Source organism: Streptomyces sp. NPDC021080, from assembly GCF_044333225.1.
In the GTDB taxonomy this organism is placed as follows: domain Bacteria; phylum Actinomycetota; class Actinomycetes; order Streptomycetales; family Streptomycetaceae; genus Streptomyces.
The window spans coordinates 586,817-611,306 of sequence record NZ_JBIRQM010000001.1; the positions used below are offsets into that span (position 1 = coordinate 586,817).

Below are 24,490 nucleotides of genomic sequence, written 5' to 3' on the forward strand. Positions count from 1 at the left end.
GACGGGAAGTGCGAGGGCGGATCCAGGGAGCGCGATGTGCTGGAGTGCGACGGCGGATCTGGTGGCCGGTGCCGGGGTCGCCGTGATCGGGGCGGCCTGTGTGGTCCGGGCCCGGCGCAGGGCCGATCTCCCGCTGGCCGCGCTGCCGTTGCTGCTCGGCGCCCACCAGATCGTCGAGGCCCGGGTCTGGGACATCGGTGGCGGTACCGGGCCCGCCACCGTGGCCTGGGCCGTGATCGCCCTTCCGCTGCTGGCCGTGTGGGTGCCGGCGGGTGTGCTCTGCGCGGCGCCGGCCCACGCCCGGCGCAGGCTCCTGTTCCCGCTCGCGGCCGGTGCCGCGACCTCGGCGGTGCTCGCGCACGCCCTGGCCGTCCGCCCCGTCCGGGCCGAGATCCGCGGCCACACCATGGGCTATGTCGTCGGCCTGCCCCGGCCCGAACTGGTCGTCGTGGGCTACCTCTTCGCCACCGTCGGCGCGCTGCTGATCTCCGGTGACCGCGGCCTGGTGCTGCTCGGTGTCCTGACCGGGGCGTGCGCGGCGATCTGCTGGGTGCTGTGGGAGACGGAGTTCGTCTCGACGTGGTGCGCGGGCGCGGCGGTCGTCTCGGTGACCCTGCTGGGCTGGGTGAACGCGCGTGCGGCCGTCGCCCCGCCGGAGCGGCTGCACCACAAGTGACGGGACGGGGACCGCGGATCCGGGCGATGTGACGGGACGCGCGGGATCCGGGTGACCGGCCGATCCGGACGTTCCGGCTGACCGGTTGATCCGGCCGTTCCGGCTGATCCGATTGGCCGGATGACCAAGTGAGCGGATGGCCGGGCCGATCCGGACGTTCCGGTGGAGCACCGGTGATCCGCCGCGTTCCGGGTACGCGGCGAACCGTGGATGACCTGACGAGTTCCTCACATGCGTCGGCCAGGGTCGACGCATGATCAACCGCGCACACCGTGTCCGGGCGGCGATCGTCGCCGCCTCCTTCCTCCTGCTCGCCGGCTGCGGCGGCGGTACGGCCGAGCGGCTCGGTGCCGGGGCCGGCGGTTCACCGCCGGGTCACGGCGGGGCGACACCGGCGCCCGCGCCGACCGCGTCGCGCGCCGCGGAGCCGAGGCGGCTGCCGGGACTCGGCCCCAGGACCCTGGCCGCGATCCCGTCGCGGACCCGTCAGGCCGTCGTGGTGACCGGCAGGGGCAAGGACTCCTCGTCGTCCCATGTCGTGCTGTACGAGCGCACGGAGGCGGGCTGGCGAGCGGGCCCGAGCCGTCCCGCGCACAACGCCCTCAAGGGCTGGACCGACCACCATCGCGCCGGTGACCTGCGGTCCCCCATAGGTGTCTTCACCCTGACGGACGCGGGTGGGCTGCGGCCCGACCCCGGCACCCGGCTGCCGTACGACCGCTCGGGCGCCTTCACCTCGCCGGGCACGGGCTTCGAGGGCGAATCGCTGGCCGGCTCCTTCGACTACGTGGTCGCTGTCGACTACAACCGCAGGCCCGGCACCACACCCCTGGACTGGACCCGGCCGCTGGGCGCCTCCCGCGGCGGGGGCATCTGGCTGCACGTGGACCACGGAGGCCCCACCCACGGCTGCGTCGGTCTGCGCGAGCGCGACCTGGTGGAGCTGATGCGCGCTCTGGACCCGGCCCTCCATCCCGTGGTGGTCATGGGGGACGCGGCCTCGCTGGCACGCTGACGTCTTCCGGGATCCGGGGCCCGCTCCGCGATCCGCTCGCCGGACCTCATCTTCGGACCCCACCCTCGGACCCCGCAGTGTCCCCGGAGGATGTCAGGAAGGTGTCAGGGTGTGGGAAGTCCCTCGCGCCGGCCGATCCGTGGCCGGCAGCGCCTAACATCGGCCGCGTGTGCGCATATGTGCTGGTCGCGGAGGACGACGAGAAGCAGGCGGAGCTGATACGCCGTTCGCTGCTGAGCGAGGGGCATACGGCGGCCGTGGTCCACGACGGCGCGGCCGCGCTCGACGAGGTCCGGCGGCACCGGCCCGACCTCGTCGTCCTGGACCTGATGCTCCCGGTGGTCGACGGCTTCGGAGTCTGCCGGGCGCTGCGGGAGGACGACGACATCCCCGTCCTCATGCTGACCGCCCGCTCCACCGAGGACGATGTCCTGCTCGGCCTGGAGCTCGGCGCCGACGACTACATGACCAAGCCGTACAGCCCGCGCGAGCTGATGGCCCGTGTCCGTACGGTGCTCAGACGCGGCGGACGGTCGGTGGGCGGACCGAGCGGCGAGCCGGTCGTCAGGGCAGGGGGGATCACGGTGGACCCGCGGCGGCACACGGTCCTGTGCGACGGCTCGCCGGTGGACTGCACCCCGGGCGAGTACGAGATCCTGCTCGCGATGGCCGCCGAGCCCGAACGGGTCTTCTCCCGGAGGCAGTTGCTGCATCACACCCGGGGCATCGACCGGGCGTCGACCGAGCGGGCCATCGACGTGCACATCATGAACCTGCGCAAGAAGATCGAGGCGGACCCGCGCCGGCCGACGCGTCTGGTGACCGTGTTCGGCGTGGGGTACAAGCTCAGGGGCGACCGGGCGTGAGCCGCGCCCTGCCCCTGCGCAAGAGCCTGCTGGTGCGGCTGCTGATCACTTCCGTGCTCATCGCCCTGTGCTCCGTGGCCGCGACCGCCTGGCTCGCGGTGCAGACCACCACCCGGGCCATCCAGGAGGAGCAGGGCCAGGTGCTCGCCGAGGACATGGACATCCTCCGGCAGCTCAGCGGGTACGCGGCCACCCACCCCGATTGGTCCGGTGTCGCCGGGACCCTGCGCACGATCGCGCACCGGACCGGACGGCGTATCGCCCTGACCTCGGGCGATCGCACTCCCTTCGCCGACTCCGCCGCCCGCGGCACCTCCCTCCCGCCCCGGGCCGCCGCCACCGTCGACCCGCTGCGGACCGACACCTACACGGAACGCGGAGCGCAGCTCACCGGCGTCGACCCGCGTGCCGTGGGCCCGTACCGGCTGACCGCGAACGAACGCCTGAAGGTGGCCAAGCTGGCCACCGTCCGTCAACTCTGCTTCGCGCGCAACGGTGTTCGGACCCGGACCGAGCACATGCCGAGCGGGCGGACCGAGTTGGAAGGGGTCGACGGGACGCTCGATCCCGGCTACGTGCCGACCGAGTGCGCCGACGGCAGGCTCAACACCCCCACCCCGACCGAGCAGAAGGCCCTGGACGTCCTGTCGTCGCTCAGCCGGACGTGTCTCGACCGGCACGAGGTGCACCTCGGCTTCCCCCTGACACTGCCGTTGGAGGCCGCGAGCGGAGCCACCCCCGCCCCCTACGCCATGGGGAAACGGCTGGGCGGCCGGGACGGCCCATCGGCCCGGACGGTGAACGACTGCGTCGCCGAGGCCCGGCGCCGTCAGCTCGATCCCTACGTCGCCCCGGTCGCCGAACTCTTCCTCGGTACCGGGGACAGGCCCGTCCCCCGCTTCGACATGTCGGCCGCCAACAAGGCCAAGGTGTTCGGTGTCACCGGACTAGTCCTCGCCCTCACGGTGGCCGTGACCGCGCTGGTCGCCACCCGGCTCGTGCGCCCCCTGCGGGCGCTGACCCTGGCCGCGCAGCAGCCGCCGGAGCGGCATGTGCGCGTGCCCGTCACCACCCAGGACGAGACCGGCATCCTGGCGCTCGCCTTCAACGAACTCGCCGAGCGCCGCGAGCGGTTGGAGGCGCAGCGCAAGGCGATGGTCAGCGACATCGCGCACGAGCTGCGCACACCGCTCACCAATATCCGCGGCTGGCTGGAGGTGGCCCGCGACGGCCTCGTGGACCCCGACCCGGCCCTGCTGTCCTCCCTGCACGAGGAGGCCGTGGTCCTGCAGCGTGTCATCGACGACCTCCAGGACCTCGCCGCGGCCGACGCGGGCACGCTGCGACTGCACCGCGAGGAGGTGCGCGCCGACGAGCTCCTCGAACAGGTCGCCGCGGCCCACCGGGTCGGAGCCTTCGCCGCCGGTCTCCGGCTGGTCACCGAGGCGGCGGGCACGCCCTGGCTGGAGGCGGACCCCGTACGGATGCGGCAGGCGCTCGGCAATCTGGTGTCCAACGCGATCCGCCACACACCGGCCGGCGGCACGGTCACGCTCTTCGCGCACCGCGAGCAGGACGAGGTCGTGTTCGCGGTGGCCGACACCGGCGCCGGCATCGCTCCCGGGGATCTGCCCTGCGTCTTCGAACGGTTCTGGCGGGCGGAGAAGTCCCGCAGCCGGCGTACCGGCGGCAGCGGGCTGGGCCTCGCCATCGTCCGGCAGCTGGCCGCCGCGCACGGCGGAACCGTCTCCGTCACCAGCGAGCTCGGCACCGGCTCGGTCTTCACCCTGCGACTGCCCGGCAAGCGGACGCCCGCCGCACCCGCCACCCGTTCCGGGGCGGCGGGGCCGTGAGGGGCCGCCAGCCGGCCTTGTCGTCCCGGCGGAAGCGGGCCGTCCGCGGGAACGGCTCACCGAACAGCGCCGACCCGGGCGGCTCGTCGCGCATCCGGCGCGGTTCGACTCGGTCAGGTCCGAGAAGGTCCAGCGCGGCGACTCGGGGGTGCGGCCGAGACAGTCCCCCCAACTGCCGTTCGCGGCGCACTTCTACGACGGATTTCCCGGGAGCCCCGCGAACCGCCCCTCGGCGTCACCGGAACACGTTGTCGGAGTCGTCCAGGATCGACGGGTCGCCGATCGCGGCCTCCCGGGGAAGCCGCGACGAGGTCTGGTACATCGCCTCGATCTCGGCCGCGTACCGCTGGGCGATCGCGTCCCGGCGCAGTTTCAGCGAAGGCGTCAGCAGCCCGTTGGACAGGTCGAAGGGTTCCGGGAGGACACGGAAGACACGGATGGACTCGGAGCGGGACACCGTGCTGTTGGCCGCCGCGACCGCGCGCCTGACCTCCTCGCGCAGTTCGTTCTCCTCCCGCGCGTCCCGGGCGGGTGTCTCCCCCTTGGCCCGGGCGGCGCGCCAGTGCGTCACGAACTCGGGGTCCAGGGTGATCAGGGCACCCACACAAGGCCTGTTGTCGCCCACGACGGCCGCCTGATGGATGAGCGGATGGACCCGCAGCCGCTCCTCCAGCGCCGCGGGGGCCACGCTCTTGCCGCCGCTGGTGATGATGATGTCCTTCTTGCGTCCGGTGATCGTCAGGTACCCGTCGGAGTCGACCTGCCCGATGTCCCCGGTCGCCAGCCAGCCGTCGCGGAACGAGGCCGCGGTCGCCGCCGCGTCGTTGATGTAGCCCTGGAACACGGAGGGCCCCCACACGAGGATCTCCCCGTCGTCGGACACGTGGATCTCCGTGCCGGGCAGCGGCTGTCCGACGGTGCCGAACTTCTCCCGGCCGATCGGCTGGGCGGTGATGCCCCCGCTGGTCTCGGTGAGCCCGTATCCGTCGTGGATGAAGATGCCGATCCCCGCGAAGAACAGGGCGAGTTCACGGTTCAGCGGGGAGCCGCCCGAGACCGCGCCGCACACCCGGCCGCCCAGCGCGGCGCGCAGCCTCTTGTACACCGTCTTCTCGTAGAGGGAATGCTGGAGGCGCAGATCGAAACCCGGGCCCGGTCCCGTGCCGAGGCGCTGCTGTTCCTCGGCCAGGGCGAAGTCCTGCGCGGTGCGCACGGCACGCTCGAACAGCACGCCGCGGCCGGCTCGTTGGGACGCCCGCACGAAGTTCTTGTAGATCCTCTCGAAGACGGACGGGACGGCGTACAGATAGGTCGGCCGGAACGAGAGCATGGCCTCGGAGAGGGTCTCCTCCCGCAGATCCGGCTCGTGGCCCATCAGGATGCCGCCGCGCAGACAGATTCCCTGGATCATCAGCCCGTATGCGTGGGAGAAGGGCAGGAAGGCGAGCACGGCCGGCTGGGTGCCGGGCGGGGCGGCCGTCTGCCGCCAGCCTTCGAGCAGCGTGTCGCAGGGGCTCGCCAGGCTGCGGTGGGACAGGGCGCAGCCCTTGGGCTGTCCCGTCGTGCCGGAGGTGTACGCGACGATCGCGGTGGAGTCGGCCAGCACGATCCGGCGCAGCGAGTCGACCGCGGTCGCGGGTATCGTCCGGCCGCGCTCCACCAGCTGGGCCATCGCCCCCGCGTCCAACTGCCAGACATGGCGCAGGAACGGGAGCGTGGCGCAGGCCGAGCCGACCGTCATGATGCCCTGCTCGTCCTCGACGACCACGCCCACGCAGCGCGCGTCCTGCAGGATCCACGCGACCTGTTCGTGCGACGACGTCGGGTAGACCGGCACGATCTCGGCGCCCACCGACCACAGGGCATAGCTGAGCACCGTCCACTCGTAGCGGGTGCGCGCCATGATGGCCACGCGGTCGCCCGGCCGGATCCCGGAGCGGACGAACCCCCTTGCCACGTCGACGACTTCGTCCCACAGCTCGGCCGCCGTCACCTGGACCCAGTCACCCGAGCGGCCCTCGGCACGCCGCGCGAGCTGCGGCAGATCGGGGGTGTTGAGGGCCGTTTCGCGGAGGCTGTCGGCGAGTCCCCCCTGGGTGGGCGCGGCCGGCGGTGCAGAAAGGTGGGACTGATGCATTCGCCGCTCCGGAGTTCTCCCCGACGTGGCCTCACCCCCGGAGGCGCCTATGCCAAGGATTACTGAATGTAGCCCACTGGGGAGCGTTCCGTGGCCTGTTCCGGCATGCGGTCGCCCGCCGCCGGGTCCGCGTTCCCGGCAGTCCGGTTCGTTCCGCCGAAACACCGTCAGTCGCCCGTCCGCCCGTCCGCTCGCCGGCCGCCGCCCCGGCGGCCTCGGCACCGCGAGGCGAACGCTTCATCCGTCACTCGGGCGACTGATCACTCGTTCACCCTTCCGGGAAGCGGTGCCGTGCTGACAGACTCCGCTGGTGCGCGACTTCGACATGCTCGTCATCGGATCCGGCCCGGGTGGACAGAAAGCCGCGATCGCAGCGGCCAAGCTCGGCCGTCGGGTTGCCGTCATCGACCGCCCCGACATGGTCGGCGGGGTCTCCATCCACACCGGAACCATCCCCTCCAAGACGCTGCGCGAGGCGGTGCTGTATCTCAGCGGCCTCAGCCAGCGGGATCTGTACGGCCAGAGCTACCGGCTGAAGGAGGACATCACCGTCGCCGATCTGACCGCTCGCACCGAGCACGTGGTCAACCGCGAGGTGGACGTCATCCGCAGCCAGCTCTCCCGCAACCACGTGTCCCTGTTCGCCGGCGTCGGCCGGTTCGTGGACGACCACACGGTCGCCCTGGTCGAGGCGAACGGCAACGAGAAGCGGCTGAGCGCCGACCACATCGTCATCGCCACGGGCACGCGTCCGGCGCGGCCCGACACCGTCGCGTTCGACGGGCGGACGGTCATGGACTCGGACAACGTCCTGAACCTGGAGCAGGTGCCGCGCTCCATGGTCATCGTCGGCGCCGGTGTGATCGGCATGGAGTACGCCTCCATGTTCGCCGCCCTCGGCTCCAAGATCACGGTGGTCGAGAAGCGGTCCGGGATGCTCGACTTCTGCGACGTCGAGGTGATCGAGTCGCTGAAGTACCACCTGCGGGACCTCGCCGTCACCTTCCGGTTCGGCGAGACCGTCGCCGCCGTGGAGCGCCATGCCCGGGGCACGCTCACGGTCCTGGAGAGCGGCAAGAAGATACCCGCCGACGCGGTCATGTACTCGGCGGGGCGACAGGGCCTGACCGATGAACTCGACCTCGGCAAGGCGGGGTTGTCCGCCGACCCGCGCGGCCGGATCACCGTCGACGAGCACTACCGCACCGAGGTGCCGCACATCTACGCCGTCGGTGACGTCATCGGCTTCCCGGCGCTCGCGGCCACCTCGATGGAACAGGGCCGCACGGCGGCGTACCACGCCTGCGGCGAGCCGGTGAACCGGATGCTCGACCAGCAGCCGATCGGCATCTACACCATCCCGGAGATCAGCTTCATCGGCCGGACCGAGGACCAGCTCACCGAGGACTGCGTGCCGTTCGAGGTGGGCATCTCCCGCTACCGGGAACTGGCCCGGGGACAGATCATCGGCGACTCGCACGGCATGCTGAAGCTGCTGGTCTCGCCCGAGGACCGCAAACTCCTCGGAGTCCACTGCTTCGGCACCGGCGCGACCGAGCTCATCCACATCGGCCAGTCCGTCATGGGCTGCGGAGGAACGGTCGACTATCTGGTCGACGCCGTCTTCAACTACCCGACACTCGCCGAGTCCTACAAGGTCGCGGCCCTGGACGCGACCAACAAGATCCGGCAGATCGACCGTCTCAAGGACTGACCGCCCCGGGGGACTTCGCGAAGGTACTGCGCGACCGGGTCCCCGCGTGGCACCGTGGACACAGGGTCTGGCCCGTCGCTCCCCCCGTGGTGACGGGTCAGACCTCTGTGCGGCCCCGCCCGCCGTCCGCCGAGGACCGCTCGCGGGGCGCCGGATGCGAGCCCGGCAGGAAAGCCGCCGGTCCCGGAACTATCGTGAAGAACGGCCGGTCCGTGCCGGAGCCCGAGGACCCGATGGGGACCGACTCGACGGCGGCCCTGTGCCGTCCCGACGAGGAGGTACCGGATGAACGGCACCATGCACGCGATACGCGGTCATCGCAGGGGCGGGCCGGAGGAACTGATCTACGAGGTCGCGCCGAAGCCGGTCCCCGGTCACGGTGACGTGCTGGTCGAGGTGCGGGCGGCGTCGGTCACCCCGGGGGAGCTCGACTGGGACGCGACCTGGACCGACAGCTTCGACGGCGGCAGCCCGCGGCTGCCGGTCGTGCCGTCCAAGGAGGTCTCCGGGGTGGTGGCCGAGCTCGGCCACGGCGTCACGGAGTTCAGGCCCGGCGAGGCGGTCTACGGCCTGATCCCCTTCACCCGGGACGGGGCCGCGGCCGAGTACGTGACCGTTCCCGCGGCGGGGCTCGCCGCCAAGCCGGGGTCGCTCGACCACGAGCGGACGGCCGCGCTGCCGCTCGCGGGCCTGACGGCATGGCAGGGCCTCGTCACTCACGCCGGTGTCACGCCCGGACAGCGCGTGCTGGTGCACGGTGGCGCGGGCGGCGTGGGCTCGTTCGCCGTCCAGGTCGCGGCCGCGCTCGGGGCCGAGGTGACGGCCACGGCGGCGGCCGGGGACGCGGACTTCGTACGGGGCCTGGGCGCGGAGACCGTGATCGACTACGCCGGGCAGCGCTTCGAGGACGAGGTGAAGGACGCGGACGTCGTCTTCGACACCGTCGGAGGGGACACCCTGGACCGTTCCTGGCGGGTGCTGCGCCCGGGTGGGGTCCTGGTCAGCGTCGTCGAGCCCGTGACGCCGCCGGAGGGGGCCGACGCCCGCGCGGTGTTCTTCGTGGTCGAGCCGGACCGCGCCGGTCTGGAGGAGCTGACGGCACTCGTCGAGGCGGGCCGGCTGATCCCGCAGGTCGACCGGATCGTTCCCCTGGAGAGCGCTCCGGGGGCCTACGCGGCCCTCGAACGCGAGCACCGGCGCGGCAAGATCGTGCTGCGGGTCTCCTAGGGCCCCCTTCCAGGTACCGACCCGGGCTGCGACGCGTGCCGGGTACCGCCCGCGGGGTGCGCGATCCGTACCGGGCATCGCCCGCCGTGGGCGCGATCCCGTTCCGGGCACCGCTGTGCCGTGGGGGCCGTCACACGTGACAGCGAGGGTGAACAAGCGCTTAGATAGTGAGTCCGACCTTGTCCGCGCGCGTGCTGGGGGCCCCGTTGCTGTTCACATCCGTCGACGACGTCTCCGCACGCCTCGCCGACGCGGGCTATCTGGCCTCGCCCGCGGTCGCCACCACGGTCTTCCTGGCCGACCGGCTCGGCAAACCGCTCCTGGTGGAGGGCCCCGCCGGTGTGGGCAAGACGGAACTCGCCAAGGCCGTCGCCCAGGTCGCCGGAGCCCGGCTCGTCCGCCTCCAGTGCTACGAAGGCGTCGACGAGGCACGGGCGTTGTACGAGTGGAACCACGCCAAGCAGCTGCTGCGCATCACCGCCGGCCGGGACGAGACGTGGGACGAGACGCGCACGGACATCTTCTCCGAGGAGTTCCTGCTGCCGCGCCCGCTGCTGACCGCCATCCGCGGCGACGACCCCAAGGTCCTGCTGATCGACGAGACCGACAAGGCCGACATCGAGGTCGAGGGCCTGCTCCTCGAAGTGCTCAGCGACTTCCAGATCACCGTCCCCGAGCTGGGCACGATCACCGCGACCAGCCGCCCGTTCGTGGTGCTCACCTCGAACGCGAGCCGCGAGCTGTCCGAGGCCCTGCGCCGCCGCTGCCTCTTCCTCCACATCGGCTTCCCCGAGGAGGAGCTGGAGCGCCGGATCGTCAGGCTGAAGGTGCCCGGACTCGACGAGGCGCTCACCGAGTCCGTGGTGCGGGTCGTCGGGGCGCTGCGGGAGATGGACCTGCGGAAGGTCCCCTCCGTGGCGGAGACCATCGACTGGGCCCGCACCCTGCTCGCGCTGGGCGCCGGCACCCTCGACGAGAACGTCGTACGGGACAGCCTCGGCGTGATCCTCAAGCATCAGGACGACGTACTGAAGGCGGCGGCCAAGCTCGACCTGGGCGCCGTGTGAACGCCGCCGCGCCGACGGACCCGACGGGGTCGACGGGGCCGAGGGAACCGGCGGACGGTGCCGCGGACCGGTTGACCGCACTCGTCGGCGCACTGCGCGCGCACGGCGTGCGGATCGGCACCGGTGAGACCGTGGACGCCGCGCACGCGGTGGCGGCGCTGGGCTTCGCCGACCGCGACCGGCTGCGCGAGGGGCTGGCCGCCACCCTCCTCCACAACCCGGGACAGCGCCGGGTGTTCGACCCCGTCTTCGACGTGTACTTCCCGCGCGGCGTCGGGGCGCCGGACGGCGGGGCGCCCGCGGACCGGGAGGATCTGCGGGACCGGCTCGCGGCAGCCCTGGCCGCCGACGACCAAGCGCTCATGGGGCGGTTGGCGATCGAGGCCGTCGACGGTTTCGGCGGCTACGGGGGCACGACGGCGACGGACGGCTGGTCGTCGTACCAGACACTCGACCGGCTGCGGCCGCAGACGCTGATGAGCCGGGTGCGGGACACCGTCCGGGCACGGGGCGGTGCGGCCGGCTTCACCGACCGCCTGCTGGAGGACGAGATCCGGCGGCGCATCGAGGTGTTCCGGGGGCAGGTCGCGACGGAGGCCAGGCGCCGGGTCGCCGAGCGGCGCGACCGCGACGAGATCGCCCGGCGCGCGGTGGCCCCGACCGCCGACCGCGTCGACTTCCTGTTCGCCGGCCGCGACCGGCTCGCCGAACTGCGCAAGGCCGTACAGCCGCTCGCGCGCAAACTGGCCACCCGCCTCGCCGCGCGCCGCCGCCGGGCCCGGCGTGGCACCGTCGACCTGCGGCGCACCCTGCGCGGATCGCTGTCCACCGGCGGGGTGCCGATGCGCCCGGTGCTCCGCAGGCGCCGTCCCGTGCGGCCCGAACTGGTGCTGCTGTGCGATGTGTCGGGGTCGGTGTCGGGTTTCTCGGACTTCACGATGCTGCTGGTGCAGGCGCTGCACGACCAGTTCAGCAAGGTGCGGGTGTTCGCCTTCGTCAACCGGGTCGACGAGGTGACCGGGCTGATCGGGCCCGGTGCCGCCGACCCCGAGGGGCTGAGCGCCAGGATCCGCGCCGAGGCGGCGATCACCGGCTGGCACGGCAGCAGCGACTACGGAGTCGCGTTCGGCGAGTTCGCCGAGCGGTACTCCGGCGCGGTCGGCCCCCGGACGACCGTCTTCGTCCTCGGCGACGCCCGTACGAACATGAGCGATCCCAACCTGCCCGCCGTCCGGCAGCTCACCCGGCAGGCCCGCCGCGCCTACTGGCTGAACCCCGAGGGGCGCTCGCAGTGGGGCACGGGCGACTCGGCCGCCCTCGCCTACGCCGAACTCGTGGAGATGCACGAGTGCCGCAACGCCCAGCAGCTCAGCGCGCTGATCGGCCGTCTGCTGCCCGTCTGAACGACGGCGGACCCGACGGGCTCCCGGTCGTCACCGCACGCGGTCCTCACCGTGCGCGGCGTCGCCGTACCCGGTCCTCACCGCGCCCGCCGTCACCGCGCCAGGAGCCTGCGGAGCCAGGCGAGCCGGGCGGCGCGGGCGGCCCGGGCCAGCGCGGTGTGCGGGGCGAAGGCGTCGAAGCCGTGGAAGCCGCCGGGCCACACGTGCAGTTCGGCGACCCCGCCCGCCTGCCAGATCCGCGAGGCGTAGTCGACGACCTCGTCCCGGAAGGTCTCCGCGGAGCCGACGTCGAGGAAGGCCGGGGGCAGTCCGGACAGATCCGTCGCCCGTGCCGGGGCGGCGTAGGCGGGCACGTCCGGGCCGCCGCGGGCATCGCCCAGCACGGCGGTCCAGGCGGTCTCGTTGGCCGTACGGTCCCAGGCGCCGACGCCCGCCATCTGGTGCGCGGACGGAGTGTCGTTGCGGTCGTCGAGCATCGGATACATCAGGACCTGCCCGAGCGGCCGAGGCCCCTCACGGTCCCGGGCGAGCAGGGCGAGCGCCGCGGTGAGACCGCCGCCCGCGCTGGCGCCCGCGACGACGATCCGCTCCGGGTCGCCGCCGAGCTCCCCGGCGTACCCCGCCGTCCACAGCAGACCGGCGTAGACGTCCTCCACCCCGGCCGGGTACGGGTGTTCGGGGGCGAGCCGGTACTCCACGGACACCACGACCGCGTCGAGCTCCCGCGCCCATTCCAGGACGAGTTCCACGCCGGCCCGTTTGGTGCCGAGGACCATGCCGCCGCCGTGGACGTGGTAGATCACCGGGCGCGGCCCGTCCTGCGGGGGCGCGAGGGGCCTGATGACGAACAGCGAGATACCGGGGGCGCCCTCGGGCCCCGGCACCGTCAGGTCCGTGGTGGTGAAGGCTCCGCCGTCGGTGAGGTCGTACGCGGGTACGGCGACTTGCTGTACGGCGCGCAGGGCGGCGATGTCCGCCAGGGTCGGCCCGGACGGCACGGACGGTCCGACCGCCGCGAGGGCGGCGGCCAACTCGGGGTCGAACGGGGGCGGTACCAACAGCATGACGTCTCCTTGCGCCGGGTCCGGCGGCTCCCTGATCCCATGATCGGGTGCCGCGCTCCCGCACCGGGAGCCGCCGTACGGCGGAACCTGCCCCCGACCCGGCCGGACATGCGCGTCGCGGTGACGCCCGGAGGCGCCACCGCGACGGACAGAGGACGGGCGGACCGGGAGGCCGGTCAGCCCACGATGCGGTGGGTCGTCCAGAACGACGTCAGGTCCGTGGTCGTGGCGGCCTGGGCCGCCGCCTTGAACTCGGCCGTGGTCGAGACGCCGTACCAGTGCGAACCGGCGTAGCTCTTCAGCAGGTTGGCCATGACGGTGTCACCGAGCACGCGTCGCAGGTCGTGCAGGGCGCACTTGCCGTAGCCGTAGACGACGGTGGAGTAGCGGGACGAGTGAGCGTCCCAGTAGGCCATCGAGTTGGTGATGTTCTCCGCGGACGAGGCCCAGGAGACGCTGCTCCAGCAGCTGGTCCCGGTCTTGCCCTGCGCCAGGTCGGTGGCGTAGTCGGTGAACGCCTCGTCGAGCCACGGGCTGTTGTACTCGTCGTCACCGACGATCCCGTAGAACCACTGGTGACCGATCTCGTGGGTCAGCGCCGTGGTGCTGACCAGGTCGAGGACGAATCCGGGGTACTCCATGCCGCCGAACCAGTAGTTGTTGTCGATCACCGCGTCCAGCTCGCCGTACGGGTACGCGCCGAAGCGCGCCGCGTGGGCGTCCACCGCGGACTTGGCGGTGGAGAGCATCGACTGGGCGTCGGAGGAGCTGATGCCCGACACGGAGTAGATGTTGATCGCGGTGCCGGCGGTGGAGGTGCCGGAGATCTTGGTGAACGGCCCGGCGGCCCAGGCGAAGTCACGGACCTTGGAGGCCGTGGCCGTGGTGACGGTGCGGCCGCTCGAACCGGCGGTGTCGACCGAGGTGCCGGTGGCCGGGACGAGGAGGCTCGTCGGGTGGTCCAGGGTCACCTTGAAGTCGGCGGCCAGGGAGTAGAAGGACTCACCGTTGTTGGTGTACGGGTCCAGGTGCCAGCCGGCGCCGTCCTTGACCGCGAGCACGGGCAGGGCGTTGCCGATGTTGACGAAGGCGCCGTCGTAGCCGAACCGGTCGGCGCCACTGGGCACGGTGATGCCCAGGTCGAAGCCGATCGTCGCGCTCTGGCCCTGTGCCAGCGGGGACGACAGGCTGATCTGGAGAGCGGTGCAGGCCACCGAGAGCGAGCCGGCGGTGCCGCCGCTGACGTTGCTGACGGTGATGGGCATCGCGGAGCAGGTGCCGTGGTAGTTGTCCCACAGCCTCAGGTACACCTCGCTGAGCGAGGTGGAGGAGGCGTTGGTGAAGGTCACGCTCTCGTGACCGCTCCAGCTGGTCCCGCTCGTGTTGCTGGTCAGGCTGACCGTGTAACCGGGGGCGGCGGGGGTACGGGTGGAGTCGGCCGGCGGGGTCGTGCCACCGGAGGTGTTCAGGGCGATGTCGTCGAGGACGAAGCTCGTCTGGAGGCTGGAGTCCTCCGTGCCGGTGAAGGCGACCGTGACGGTCTGGCCGGCGAACGACGAGACGTCGAACGTCTTCTGGACGTACCCGGACGCCTTGTTGAGGTTCGAGTACGTCGCCAGGGTCGTGCTGCCGATCTTCGCCGTCAGCTTGTCGTAGGCCGTCGACGAGGTCGTCTCCGCCGTGTCGATGTGCAGCCAGAACGTCAGGCTGGCGCTGCTGCACCCGGACGGGATCGTGACACTCTGCGAGAGCGTGTCGGTGTGGGTGCCGCCGGTGCCGTCCAGCCAGGCGAAGCTGGTGCCGCCGTGGGCACTCTGGCCGGTGCGGCTGGTGATCACGCTGGTCGAGGACTGGGTCCAGGGTGAAGTACCGCTCTCGAAGCCGCCGTTGGTCACCACCTGGGCAGGTGTGCAGGCGGCCGCGGCGGCCGGTGCCGTGCCCGGCGAGGCTGCCGCGGGGGTGCCGGGGAGCGAGACTGCGGCCAGGGCGGCGACGGTGAGGACGCGTGCCGCCAGGGCCTTGAGGGGGGTCGGTCTCACACGAAACTCCTTTGAGGCGGCCGGGATTCCGGCCTGCTCGGTGGCCGCCCGGGACGACTGGGGTGCGCCGCTGGCCGGCCGCGGCCGCGTGCGGGTGCGCGCGGTCGCCTGGTGAGATTTCCGTGCCGTCACCCTGGGGTCAGGGCGACGGCATCGGAAAGCCTCGCAGATTTGACCTAGACATGCCATCAATCCGTGCAAGAAGAACCGGACTGACGGGGCCGGCCGCAGGATGCCGCCCTCAGGACTCCCGCACGCTCAAAGCGGGCGTCAACCGCGCCCAGGGATTGGGGAGTTCACCGGTCACCGGACCGGCCACCGCCGCACCGCGGTCCCGCGCGGTGCGGACGGCCAGCGGGACGAGCGCCTCCGGGACGCCGTAGACCAGGTGACAGAACAGCTCGGGCGGGTGGCGCGCGGTCCACATCGGTCTGCTGAACGCCGACACATAGGTGGACCAGTGGCCCTCGAACGTGACGAGCAGATCGGCGAAGCGGGTGTATCCCGGCGCCGGGTGGACGCCCATGTTCAGCACGACGGGAGCCGCCCCGAGCCGGCGCAGGCCCTGCACCAGCCGCCTGCAGCCGGGCAGCGCCGCCGGGGTCGGCGCCACCCGGTCGAGGAAACACCCCTGCGTCCCGTACCAGTCCCGGTGCCGCGCGACCTCGTCGGCGATGAGATCGGGGTCGCGCGCGCCGTAGTCGGTGTCGACATAGCCGAGCAGCCGGGCACCCGCCGAGCGCAGCGCGTGCGCCGCCGCGGTGAACGCGGGATCCGGGCCCGGGCCCGGCCCGTCGGCCGGGTTGATGACGACCCCGTACGTCCGGTCGGCCGCCCCGATCAGCCGGTGCCAGGCGCCGGGGTCCTCGGCCGGGTGGACGTACAGCGGAATCAGCAGGCTCATGGCGTCGGGCCGCTTCCGGCCCGTGGGCCGGGACCGGTCCCGGCCGCCGCCCAGAGCGCGGCCAGCGAGTCGTCGAGGGTCAGCTCGGGCCGCCAGTCGAGGGCCTTCCGGGCGGCGGTGATGTCGGAGCACTGCCACGACACCTCGCCCGAGCGGGCGGAGCCGCCGCCGTTCTCCTCGATGCGCCCCCGGAACCCGGCGACGCGCGCCAGGCCGCCCACCAGGTCACGCACCGGGACGGCCTCGCCGCCCCCGATGTTGAGAACCCGCGGCAGCTGCCCGGGGACGGTCGCCGCCGCGACCGCCGCCCGTGCCACATCGCGTACGTCCACGAAGTCGCGGTACGCCGAGAGGTCGCCGAGCCGGATGACCGCGTCCGGGTCCGGGCCCGCCTCGCGGAGCAGTCCGGCGATCCGGCCCGGCAGCCCGGTGGGCGGCGCTTTCGGACCCACGGGGTTGCCCACGCGCAGGACGACCGCGTCGAGACCGGAGGAGGCGACGGTGACCGTGCCCGCGAGTTTGGTGGCCCCGTACGGGGTCAGCGGACGGGTGGGCGCGGACTCGGTCATGGTGGTGTCCGGGACACCGGGGCCGTATTCGGCGGCCGAGCCCAGATGGATCAGCCGGGCGGCCGGCGCCGCCTCCCGCAGCGCCGCGCAAAGGACCGCGGGGCCACGGGAGTTGACCTCGGAGAGGGTCACCGCGTCGCCGCCGGTCGCGCCGGCGCAGTTGATGACGGCGTCGGGCGCGGCCGCCGCCAGGGTCGCGGCCAGTCGCTCACGGCGGGCGGTGGCCAGGTCGATGCCGAACTCGGCGGCGGGCGAGCGCCCGCCGCCGAGCACCCGCACGCCCGCGAGGGTGCGCAGGTGCTCGGCGACATGGCCGCCCAGATAGCCGGTGAAGCCCAGGACGAGAATGCGCATGCGGTGGTCAGGCTCCCTTGAGCAGCAGGGACTTGCGGGTGGTGAACTCGGCGTTGGCCCGGTCGTAGTCGTCCGGGCGGCCGATGTCGAGCCAGTACCCGTCGAACGCGTAGGCGTGCGGCTCGTCACCGCTGCGCAGCAGGTCGAGGACCAGCTCGTCGAAGCCCAGCGGCAGCCCCGGCGTATAGTTCCCGAGCGTGGAGCGCGACAGGCCGTAGACGCCCATGGAGACGCGGTAGTCCATGCTCGGCTTCTCGGTGAACGCGACCACCCTGCGGTCGTCGGTGGTCAGTACGCCGAAGTCGATGCGCACCTTGCGCGCGTACGTCGCGATGGTCAACGGAGCGCCCGCACGCCGGTGTTGGTGCAGGACGTCGCCGAAGTCGAGATCGGTGAGCACGTCGCCGTTCATCACGAGGAACGACTCGGGCAGCCGGTCGAGCATCGTCAGCAGCGGCCCCATGGTGCCGAGCGGGCTCTCCTCGGTGGAGTAGTCGACGGCCAGGCCCCATCGGGAGCCGTCACCGACGTAGGCGCGGATGATCTCGCCCAGGTGGCCGATGGCGATGGTGCAGCTGGTGAAGCCGCACGAGGCGAGCTGGCGGAGCACGATCTCCAGGATCGCGTGCTGGTCGCCGATGGGAACGAGGGGCTTGGGCAGCGCGGTGGTGTAGGGCCGCAGCCGAACGCCCTTGCCTCCCGCGAGAATCACTGCGTGCATGAGGTTCTTCCTTCGTGGGACGTGCAGGACGGGTCAGATGTTGTAGATGCCGGTCTTGTAGCGGGCCAGGTTCGCCGGTTCGCGGAAGAACTCGACGGTCCGGGCGAGCCCTTGCTCCAGGTCGTGGCCGGGGCTCCAGCCGGTCGCCCCGGCCAGCCGGGTCGCGTCGGCGACCAGCCGCATCACCTCGGAGCCGGCCGGCCGGACGCGCCCCGTGTCCTCGCGGACGTCGAGAGCGGTGTCCATCACCTTGCCGATCAGTGCCACCAGGTCGCCGACCGAGATCTCGCCGCCCGTACCGGCGTTGAAGGTCTGGCCCACGACCCGGTCCGCGGGCGCCGTGCCCACGGCGAGGAAGGCCTGCGCGGTGTCCTCGACGAAGGTGAAGTCGCGGGTGGGCCGCAGATCGCCGAGGGTGATGGTGCGTTCGCCCGCGGCCACCTGGCCGATGACGGTGGGGACGACCGCGCGCATCGACTGGCGCGGACCGTAGGTGTTGAACGGCCGCAGGGTCACCACCGGTGTGCCGAAACTCGCGTGGTAGCTGTCGGCCAGCCGGTCGGCGCCCGCCTTCGAAGCCGCGTACGGGGACTGGGTGTTGATGGGGTGGTCCTCGGTGATCGGCACGGTCCGCGCGGTGCCGTACGTCTCACTGGTGGAGGTGTGCACGAGCCGGGGCGTGCCGAGCGCCCGCACCGCCTCCAGCACGTTGAGGGTCCCGGTGACGTTGGTGTCCACGTAGCTGTGCGGTGCCCGGTAGGAGTACGGGATCGCGATGAGCGCGGCCAAGTGGTAGACGCAGTCGGCGCCTTCGGCCAGAGCGCGGACCGAACCCGGGTCCCGGACGTCGCCCAGGACGATGTCCACCTGGTCCAGGACATCGGGGCGCAGGGTCTCCAGCCAGCCGTACGAGGAGAAGGAGTTGTACTGCGCCATGGCCCTCACCCGGTGTCCGGAGGCGACCAGCGCCTCGGTGAGGTGGGAGCCGATGAAACCCTCGGCCCCGGTGACGGCGGCGAGCGGTTGGGTGGTCAACTCGTTGGTCCTTCCGGTTGGTTGCTCAGGTGATGGGTGATGCGGACGAAGGCACGGCGACGCTCCGGACGCGTCCGGACGGGCTGTGCGGGGTGGGGGAGGTGGTTCAGGCGTGCGGCGCCGGCCGCCCCAGCAGCCGTACGGCGCAGGCGGTGAGACACAGGCAGGCCGCGCCGCAGAACAGGGCCAACGCGACGGCGCCCGGCAGGGCCCCGAGGGCTATGGTCGCGGCGGCACCGCCGGCCGCCGCCAGACAGAGGACGGCCGGCTGCCAGGCGGCTCCGAAGGCCTGGAGCAGCAACGCGGTCCACAGCGTGGCCGCGAGCAGCAGCAGCGGGACCGGCTCCGCGCCGGTGAGCAGGGCCGCGGGCAGCAGCGGGAGCACGTAGAGGAGCAGGCACAGCCCGAGGACACCGGTCGAACGCAGCAGGAAGGCCGCCGGGGTCGCCGTCACCCGCAGTGCCGCCACCGACATCCCGCGATACCGGTACAGCAGCCACTCCGCCGGTCCCATGCTCACCGTCAGCACGATCACGGCGTACGGATGCTGCCGGCCCTCCAGCAGGACCAGCACCCCGGCGGACAGTCCGAACACGCCGTACGGCAGCGACCGCAGCGGGGACGGACGGGCTCCGCCCGGGGCCGGGGGAGCGGCGAGCGCGGACAGCAGCGACCGGCCGGCCGCGGCGGCCGCGCCGAGCACGGACAGCAGCGGCAGGGCGACGCGCGGCACGGTCCCGGGGTCCCACCAGGGCAGCGCCGCCGCGCCGAGGACCAGCGGGGCGAGCGCGGCCAGCAGCAGCCGCTCCCCGCCCAGCACGAGCAGCACCCCGGCGGCCGCGAGATACACCGACTGCGCTGCGGCGACGCCGGTCGCGGTGCCGGACCCGGCGGTCAGCGCCCCCGACGCCGTCGCGGCGAGCGCGCCGAGCGGTGCCCCCTTGAGCAGCGTCCGGCCCGCCTCGCGGCGGCCCGTGGCCATGCGCAGGTGGGCACGGTGCCCGAGCGCCTGGCCCCACGCCCAGGAGACGAGGCCGGCCACCACCAGGACATCGAGGTCCCGGCCCGCGTGCCACAGCGGGCCGGTCAGCAGATAGGCGAGGCCCGGAAGGGCGAACAGCGCCCCGCGCAGCCCGCAGCGGACATGGTCCGGACGCCACGGGTCGGCCGGTCGCGGCGGCTCCGGGAAGGTGCGTGGCACCCGCTCGTACAACGCGGAGGCGAGCGAGAAGAGACTCGGGTGTCCGTACCGCTCCTGGATGATCTCGGCGGTCAGCCCCTCCGACTCCAGCAGGGCCGCCACCTCGTACGGGTGGACCGCCGGGCCGATGGATTCCGCGAGCTCGGCGGCGAGCCGGTCGACCGCGTCCCGGAGCGTGCCGTGGCCGGGCGCGGACCGGATGGGCCCACGGCCGTCGGCGAGCCGCAGGGACAGGGTGTCGTCCCCCGTGCCGCCGGGGTCCAGCGCCATGGGTCCGCTCATCCGGCCAGGCTCCTCGGCCTGGACGCTGCCGTCCGGCCACCCGGTGCCGCGGGCGGGGCGTCGGCCCCGGCGGGAACGCCCGGGACGATCCGGCCGAGCGCCGACAGCTCCAGGTAGATGGTCCGGAAGGTGTCGACGGTCTGCCGCAGGGTGAACTCCTCGATGACCCGCAGCCGGGCGGCCCGGCCCATCGAGGCGCGCCGCCCGGCGTCGCCGAGCAGTTCCAGCGCGGCGGCGGCCATGGCGCCCGGATCGCGTGGCGGGACGACGAGACCGCTGTCGCCGACGGCCTCGCGCACCCCGCCCACGTCCGTGGACACGGTCGCCCGCCCGCACGACATGGCCTCGATCAGGGTGAACGGGAAGCCCTCGCTGATGCTGGAGAGCATCACGACGTTGCCCGCCGCGTAGGCGTCCTTGATGTCGTCCACGCGTCCTTCGAAGGTGACCGCGTCCGCCTGGCCCAGCTCGGCGGCCAGGGCCTCGCAGCGTTCGCGGTAGGCCTCGCCGCCGCGCGGTGTGCCGCCGAACAACCGGAGCCGCGCGTCCGGGAGTCGTGCCCGCACGAGAGCGAACGCCCGGATCAGGGTCTCCAGGTCCTTGATCGGGTCGACGCGTCCGGCCCAGCTCAGCGTCGGCCGTTGCGGCTCCGGACCGGCCGGCGGGAACACGGCCGGGTCCACTCCGTTGTAGACGGTGCGGATCGACTCGGGTGCGGCACCGCCCTGTTCCTCCCACAGCCGGTTGTAGCGGTTGCCCGGGGTGATCAGGGCCGCGCACCGGTACGTCTCCTCCGCGAGCAGCCGGAAGAAGCCCAGCACGAGCGCCTTGACCGGCCAGCGGTAGGGGGCGGTGCGGTAGCCGAGATAGCGCTCGCGCAGATAGACGCCGTGCTCGGTCAACAGCAGGGGAACGCCGTGCCGTTCGAGCGCGGCCAGGCCCGGCAGTACGGCGACGCCGCCGCTGACCGCGTGCGCCACCCCGTGCTCGGGCAGCGGTGCGGTCAGCGGGCGCAGCGCGTGCTCCAGCAGGGCGGTCGCGGTGACGGCGTCGTGCAGGGTGGGCCGGGCCTCGCGGACGGCCAGCCCCGGCCGGTTCCACACCCCGGCCAGGACGCCGATCGCGCGGTCGCCGCGCAGGAAGGGACTCAGCGTCCCGTCCACCGCGGCCCCCGCCATCGCGTACAGGGCGCCGGCGAACAGGTCCTCGGCGCACGGGTCGAGCAGAGCGGTCAGGAACTGCTCGTAGGCGGTGGTGAGTTGCCTGCGGCGGCGGCCGATCGGAGGCCGCCCTTCGGGTGCGGGCCCCCACATGGGGACCGCGACGACGTCCACGACCTGTGCGGGGATGTCCCACACGATCGGTTCACGTCCGGTGCCGGTCACGGCGATGACGCCGAAGTCGACGTCGGGCATGCCGTCGACGAGTTGGTCGCACCAGACACTGACGCCGCCGTGACTGTGCGGGTAGGTGCCTTCGGTGAGCAGGGTGACGCGCGTCGAGCCGAGGCTGCGCGCGCCGCGGGGAGGGTGCATGGATGTGCTCCACGGCCGAGGTCGGGGTGGTCGGGCCCGTCCCGGCCGCGCGGGGCGCGGCCGGGACCTTCGGTCGGTGTACGGCTCAGTCGTCCGGGCTGTGGAGGACCCGCTCGGTGATGCCCGCCGGTCCACGGGTGCCCTTCGGGCCGGACGGGTCGATGGGCGCGCCTCGTACGGGCGCGGCCGTGTGCGTGGTCCGCTTCATGCGGTGAAGTCCCCTCCCCGGGCAGGGGTGAGTACCGCTCCCATGGAGCCGGCCACCCCCTGACGCGACGCCACAGCCCCCCTCAGACGTGGTCGTCACGCGTTCGTCACGTCACATAGTGGTGTCTCTGTGGAGCTTTCGTGCGCCTCCTGTGCAACATGACGAAAAAGCGCGTCCATCGAATGAGTGAGCATCGGGTGGCCCGACGAAGGTCCGCCTGTCACTGTGTGCGGTTGATTCGTTACCGAGAGAAACGTTCCTCTGGTTGTCCCGCACGGGGCGGTCCGGATCCGGAGGGTGATGATCCGCTGCGCTCGGATGTCATTGGTCCAGACCGCAACGAATTTCGGGCCGGATCGTCGGTTTCAAGTCACTCGCGAACCGAATCCGTGAAGAACCTGTGTGGGCGGCTCGTTCCGGACGGTCGCGCAGGGAGCGGGGGCGTGAGGAATTTCCGCTGAGCGGGTGTCGACGGCCGGGAAAGGGACACCCGTCGATCTCCGGCGGACGACGCGCCGGGGAAAGGGCGACCGTCATCCGGTCGCCGAAGGGCGCGCCGGGAGTCCGTTTCGGGACCGCGGCGCGCATCCGTGGACGAGTGGGAGGACTTCTTCGTGAACGAGAACCTCTGGGGTTACGGCCCGACCAGCGGGCACACGCCCGACGCCGATCTCTCCGGCTACCGGGTGGAGGCGGCCGACGGGCACATCGGGAAGGTCGACAAGCACTCCGACGAGGTCGGTTCCCAGTACATCGTCGTCGACACCGGCGTGTGGATCTTCGGCAAGGAGGTCCTGCTGCCCGCCGGGACGATCACGTCGATCAGCCACGAGGACAGGACGGTCCATGTCGCCCGGACCAAGGACGAGATCAAGGCGGCGCCGGAATTCGACGAGGAGAAGCACCTCGGAGACCCGCACTACCGCGACCAGCTCGGCGGCCATTACGGCTCGGGCCACTGACGGAGAACGGCGCCGGGGAAATCGGCGCCGTTCGTCAGGGGACCCCGGCCGGACGGGGGAGACCGGCCGGGGCCGCTTACCTGGTGTGCGGAGGCCGCTCCGCGTCACAACAAGGGGAACAGCGGGACGTACCGGCTTATTCCTACCCGGAGTCCCGGAGTCCCGGGGTCCCGGGGTCCCGGAGCCTCTGTGGGCTCTGCGGGCTCTGGGGCTCGCGTCGTGCGGCGCGGCGTTCGGGACGTCCGGGCCGGTCCACCGGCGTGGCCCCGCATCCGCCCGGCGGGTCCGGCGGGAAGATCCGTTCAGGAGGGCGCGTGTCACGGCGCCGGGCCGTCGGCCCGTGCCCGGATCCGCCCCCGCGCGCCCGCCGGCGCGCGGACGGTCCGGCCGCTGTGAGGATGGTGCCCATGACCGCGAAGCGCGGTGCGTCCGATGTCCTGATCGTCGGCGGCGGGCTCGCCGGTCTGGCGTGTGCCCGCGATCTCGCCGGGTACGGCTTCGAGGTCCGGCTCCTGGAGGCCTCGGACGGGGTCGGCGGCCGGATGCGTTCCGACGCGCACGAGGGGTTCGTCGTCGACCGCGGCTTCCAGGTCTTCAACACGTCCTATCCGCAGGTCCGGCACCGGCTCGCCCTGCGCGATCTGCGGCTGCGGCCCTTCACGCCCGGCGTCCTCGTCCACACCGAGGACGGGCCGCTGCGCTTCGAGGATCCGACCCGCGGCCGAAGGCGACCGGGCGACCTGCGCCCGGGGCGGCTCGCGGGAACCCGTGATCTCCTCGCGCTGGCCGCCCTGTCCGGCCGGGACATGCTCGCTCCCGCAGGATGGCTGAAGCGCGGCGAGGACCGTACGACACGCACCGCGCTGGCCGCGGCCGGGTTCTCCGAGGAGTTCGTCGAGCGGTTCTTCCGGCCCTTCCTGTCCGGGGTCTTCCTGGAGGACCAGCTGGAGACCTCCGGCCGGGTGTTCCATCTGATCTGGCGCAGCATGCTGCGCGGCACCCTGTGCCTGCCCGGCGCCGGCATCGGGGCGGTGCCGCGCCTGCTGGCCGAGGCGCTGCCCCCGGACGCCGTGCGTCTCGGCAGCCCGGTCACGCGGCTCACGGACGACGGGGTCGAGACGGACGGGGGAGGCGAACTTGCCGCGCGGGCCGTGGTCGTGGCCACGGGACCGGGCCCGGCCGCCCGGCTGCTGCCCGGGCTGGGCCTTCCGGCCTACCGCGTCGTGACGACGTACTACCACGCCGCGTCCCGGTCGCCGCTGGCCGAACCCGTCCTGGTGACGGACACGAGAAGGCGATTCCTCAACACCTGCGTCCTGAGCGAAGTGGTCCGCGGGTACGCCCCGCCCGGGATGTCGCTGATCGCCACCTCGGTCCTCGGGCACGACCAGGAGGGCCGGGAGACATGGCTGCGCGACGCGCTCGCCGAGGTGTACGGCACCGGTACGACGGACTGGGACCTGCTGACGGTCCGTACCGTTCCCGACGCCCTGCCCGCGATGCCGCCCCCGCAGCCGCTCAGCCGGACCGCCCGCGTCGCCCCGGGCCGCTATGCGTGCGGGGACCACCGGGCCACGGGCTCGGTGCAGGGTGCGCTGGCGTCGGGCGCCCGCGCGGCACGCGAGGTCGCGGCCGACCTGGCACGGTAGCCGCGGTTC

The 24,490-nt window shown here is 72.7% G+C and carries 20 protein-coding genes; 10 read left to right on the top strand and 10 right to left on the bottom strand.

The genetic code is table 11. From position 1 onward, the window contains the following. Window positions 1-34 precede the first annotated feature (34 nt). The 4 genes from ACH4S8_RS02610 (at window position 35) to ACH4S8_RS02625 (ending at window position 4,410) form a co-directional block, all read left to right on the top strand. Entirely contained in the window at window positions 35-676 is a 642-nt protein-coding gene (locus tag ACH4S8_RS02610; RefSeq protein ID WP_398390167.1) for a DUF6629 family protein, read from the top strand. A 253-nt stretch (window positions 677-929) separates the two neighbouring features. Further along, entirely contained in the window at window positions 930-1,691 is a 762-nt protein-coding gene (locus ACH4S8_RS02615) for a L,D-transpeptidase family protein (protein ID WP_398390168.1), read from the top strand. A 167-nt stretch (window positions 1,692-1,858) separates the two neighbouring features. Further along, window positions 1,859-2,557 carry a response regulator transcription factor gene (locus tag ACH4S8_RS02620; protein WP_398390170.1) on the top strand — a complete coding sequence of 233 codons (699 nt, stop codon included), beginning with the start codon at window positions 1,859-1,861 and terminating at the stop codon, window positions 2,555-2,557. Then, window positions 2,554-4,410: a sensor histidine kinase gene (locus tag ACH4S8_RS02625; protein ID WP_398390172.1), complete on the top strand. Its 1,857-nt coding sequence runs from the start codon at window positions 2,554-2,556 to the stop codon at window positions 4,408-4,410. The genes ACH4S8_RS02620 and ACH4S8_RS02625 overlap by 4 nt, the downstream gene beginning before the upstream one ends. 235 nt (window positions 4,411-4,645) lie before the next feature. Here the strand turns inward: ACH4S8_RS02625 and ACH4S8_RS02630 are convergent, their stop codons facing one another. Continuing rightward, entirely contained in the window at window positions 4,646-6,547 is a 1,902-nt protein-coding gene (locus ACH4S8_RS02630; protein WP_398390174.1) for an AMP-dependent synthetase/ligase, read from the bottom strand. 310 nt (window positions 6,548-6,857) lie between these two features. Between ACH4S8_RS02630 and sthA the strand changes: the two genes are divergently transcribed. The 4 genes from sthA to ACH4S8_RS02650 all read left to right on the top strand — a co-directional run bounded on the left by sthA (window position 6,858) and on the right by ACH4S8_RS02650 (window position 11,958). Then, the gene (gene sthA, locus ACH4S8_RS02635; protein WP_398390176.1) at window positions 6,858-8,261 is read left to right on the top strand and encodes a Si-specific NAD(P)(+) transhydrogenase; all 1,404 of its coding nucleotides are present in this window, start codon (window positions 6,858-6,860) and stop codon (window positions 8,259-8,261) included. A gap of 285 nt (window positions 8,262-8,546) precedes the next feature. After that, window positions 8,547-9,488 carry an NADP-dependent oxidoreductase gene (locus tag ACH4S8_RS02640; protein WP_398390178.1) on the top strand — a complete coding sequence of 314 codons (942 nt, stop codon included), beginning with the start codon at window positions 8,547-8,549 and terminating at the stop codon, window positions 9,486-9,488. 209 nt (window positions 9,489-9,697) lie between these two features. Continuing rightward, window positions 9,698-10,555, top strand: coding sequence for an AAA family ATPase (locus ACH4S8_RS02645; protein WP_398390705.1), 858 nt, complete (start codon window positions 9,698-9,700; stop codon window positions 10,553-10,555). 71 nt (window positions 10,556-10,626) lie between these two features. Continuing rightward, window positions 10,627-11,958, top strand: a complete 1,332-nt coding sequence (locus ACH4S8_RS02650; protein WP_398390180.1) for a VWA domain-containing protein — start codon at window positions 10,627-10,629, stop codon at window positions 11,956-11,958. A gap of 92 nt (window positions 11,959-12,050) precedes the next feature. Here the strand turns inward: ACH4S8_RS02650 and ACH4S8_RS02655 are convergent, their stop codons facing one another. From ACH4S8_RS02655 to ACH4S8_RS02695, 9 genes are all read right to left on the bottom strand, one after another. Further along, on the bottom strand, window positions 12,051-13,022 hold the full coding sequence (locus ACH4S8_RS02655) for an alpha/beta hydrolase (RefSeq protein ID WP_398390182.1): 972 nt from the start codon (window positions 13,020-13,022) through the stop codon (window positions 12,051-12,053). 176 nt (window positions 13,023-13,198) lie between these two features. Next, window positions 13,199-15,061 carry a M1 family aminopeptidase gene (locus ACH4S8_RS02660; protein ID WP_398390184.1) on the bottom strand — a complete coding sequence of 621 codons (1,863 nt, stop codon included), beginning with the start codon at window positions 15,059-15,061 and terminating at the stop codon, window positions 13,199-13,201. Between the two features lie 241 nt (window positions 15,062-15,302). Then, on the bottom strand, window positions 15,303-15,965 hold the full coding sequence (locus ACH4S8_RS02665; protein WP_398390186.1) for a spherulation-specific family 4 protein: 663 nt from the start codon (window positions 15,963-15,965) through the stop codon (window positions 15,303-15,305). After that, window positions 15,962-16,888, bottom strand: a complete 927-nt coding sequence (locus tag ACH4S8_RS02670) for an NAD-dependent epimerase/dehydratase family protein (protein WP_398390188.1) — start codon at window positions 16,886-16,888, stop codon at window positions 15,962-15,964. The genes ACH4S8_RS02665 and ACH4S8_RS02670 overlap by 4 nt, the downstream gene beginning before the upstream one ends. 7 nt (window positions 16,889-16,895) lie before the next feature. Continuing rightward, complete coding sequence (locus ACH4S8_RS02675; protein ID WP_398390190.1) at window positions 16,896-17,609, bottom strand: sugar phosphate nucleotidyltransferase; 714 nt, start codon at window positions 17,607-17,609, stop codon at window positions 16,896-16,898. Between the two features lie 33 nt (window positions 17,610-17,642). Then, window positions 17,643-18,644 carry an SDR family NAD(P)-dependent oxidoreductase gene (locus tag ACH4S8_RS02680; RefSeq protein ID WP_398390192.1) on the bottom strand — a complete coding sequence of 334 codons (1,002 nt, stop codon included), beginning with the start codon at window positions 18,642-18,644 and terminating at the stop codon, window positions 17,643-17,645. 106 nt (window positions 18,645-18,750) lie between these two features. Continuing rightward, window positions 18,751-20,127, bottom strand: coding sequence for a hypothetical protein (locus tag ACH4S8_RS02685; protein ID WP_398390194.1), 1,377 nt, complete (start codon window positions 20,125-20,127; stop codon window positions 18,751-18,753). Then, window positions 20,124-21,662 (bottom strand): GT4 family glycosyltransferase PelF, encoded by a 1,539-nt coding sequence (pelF, locus tag ACH4S8_RS02690; RefSeq protein WP_398390196.1) that lies wholly within the window; start codon window positions 21,660-21,662, stop codon window positions 20,124-20,126. The genes ACH4S8_RS02685 and pelF overlap by 4 nt, the downstream gene beginning before the upstream one ends. 85 nt (window positions 21,663-21,747) lie before the next feature. After that, entirely contained in the window at window positions 21,748-21,870 is a 123-nt protein-coding gene (locus tag ACH4S8_RS02695; RefSeq protein WP_398390197.1) for a hypothetical protein, read from the bottom strand. 614 nt (window positions 21,871-22,484) lie between these two features. Between ACH4S8_RS02695 and ACH4S8_RS02700 the strand changes: the two genes are divergently transcribed. Beyond that, on the top strand, window positions 22,485-22,832 hold the full coding sequence (locus tag ACH4S8_RS02700; protein WP_398390198.1) for a PRC-barrel domain containing protein: 348 nt from the start codon (window positions 22,485-22,487) through the stop codon (window positions 22,830-22,832). 407 nt (window positions 22,833-23,239) lie between these two features. Next, complete coding sequence (locus tag ACH4S8_RS02705; RefSeq protein ID WP_398390199.1) at window positions 23,240-24,481, top strand: NAD(P)/FAD-dependent oxidoreductase; 1,242 nt, start codon at window positions 23,240-23,242, stop codon at window positions 24,479-24,481. Window positions 24,482-24,490: the final 9 nt, after the last annotated feature.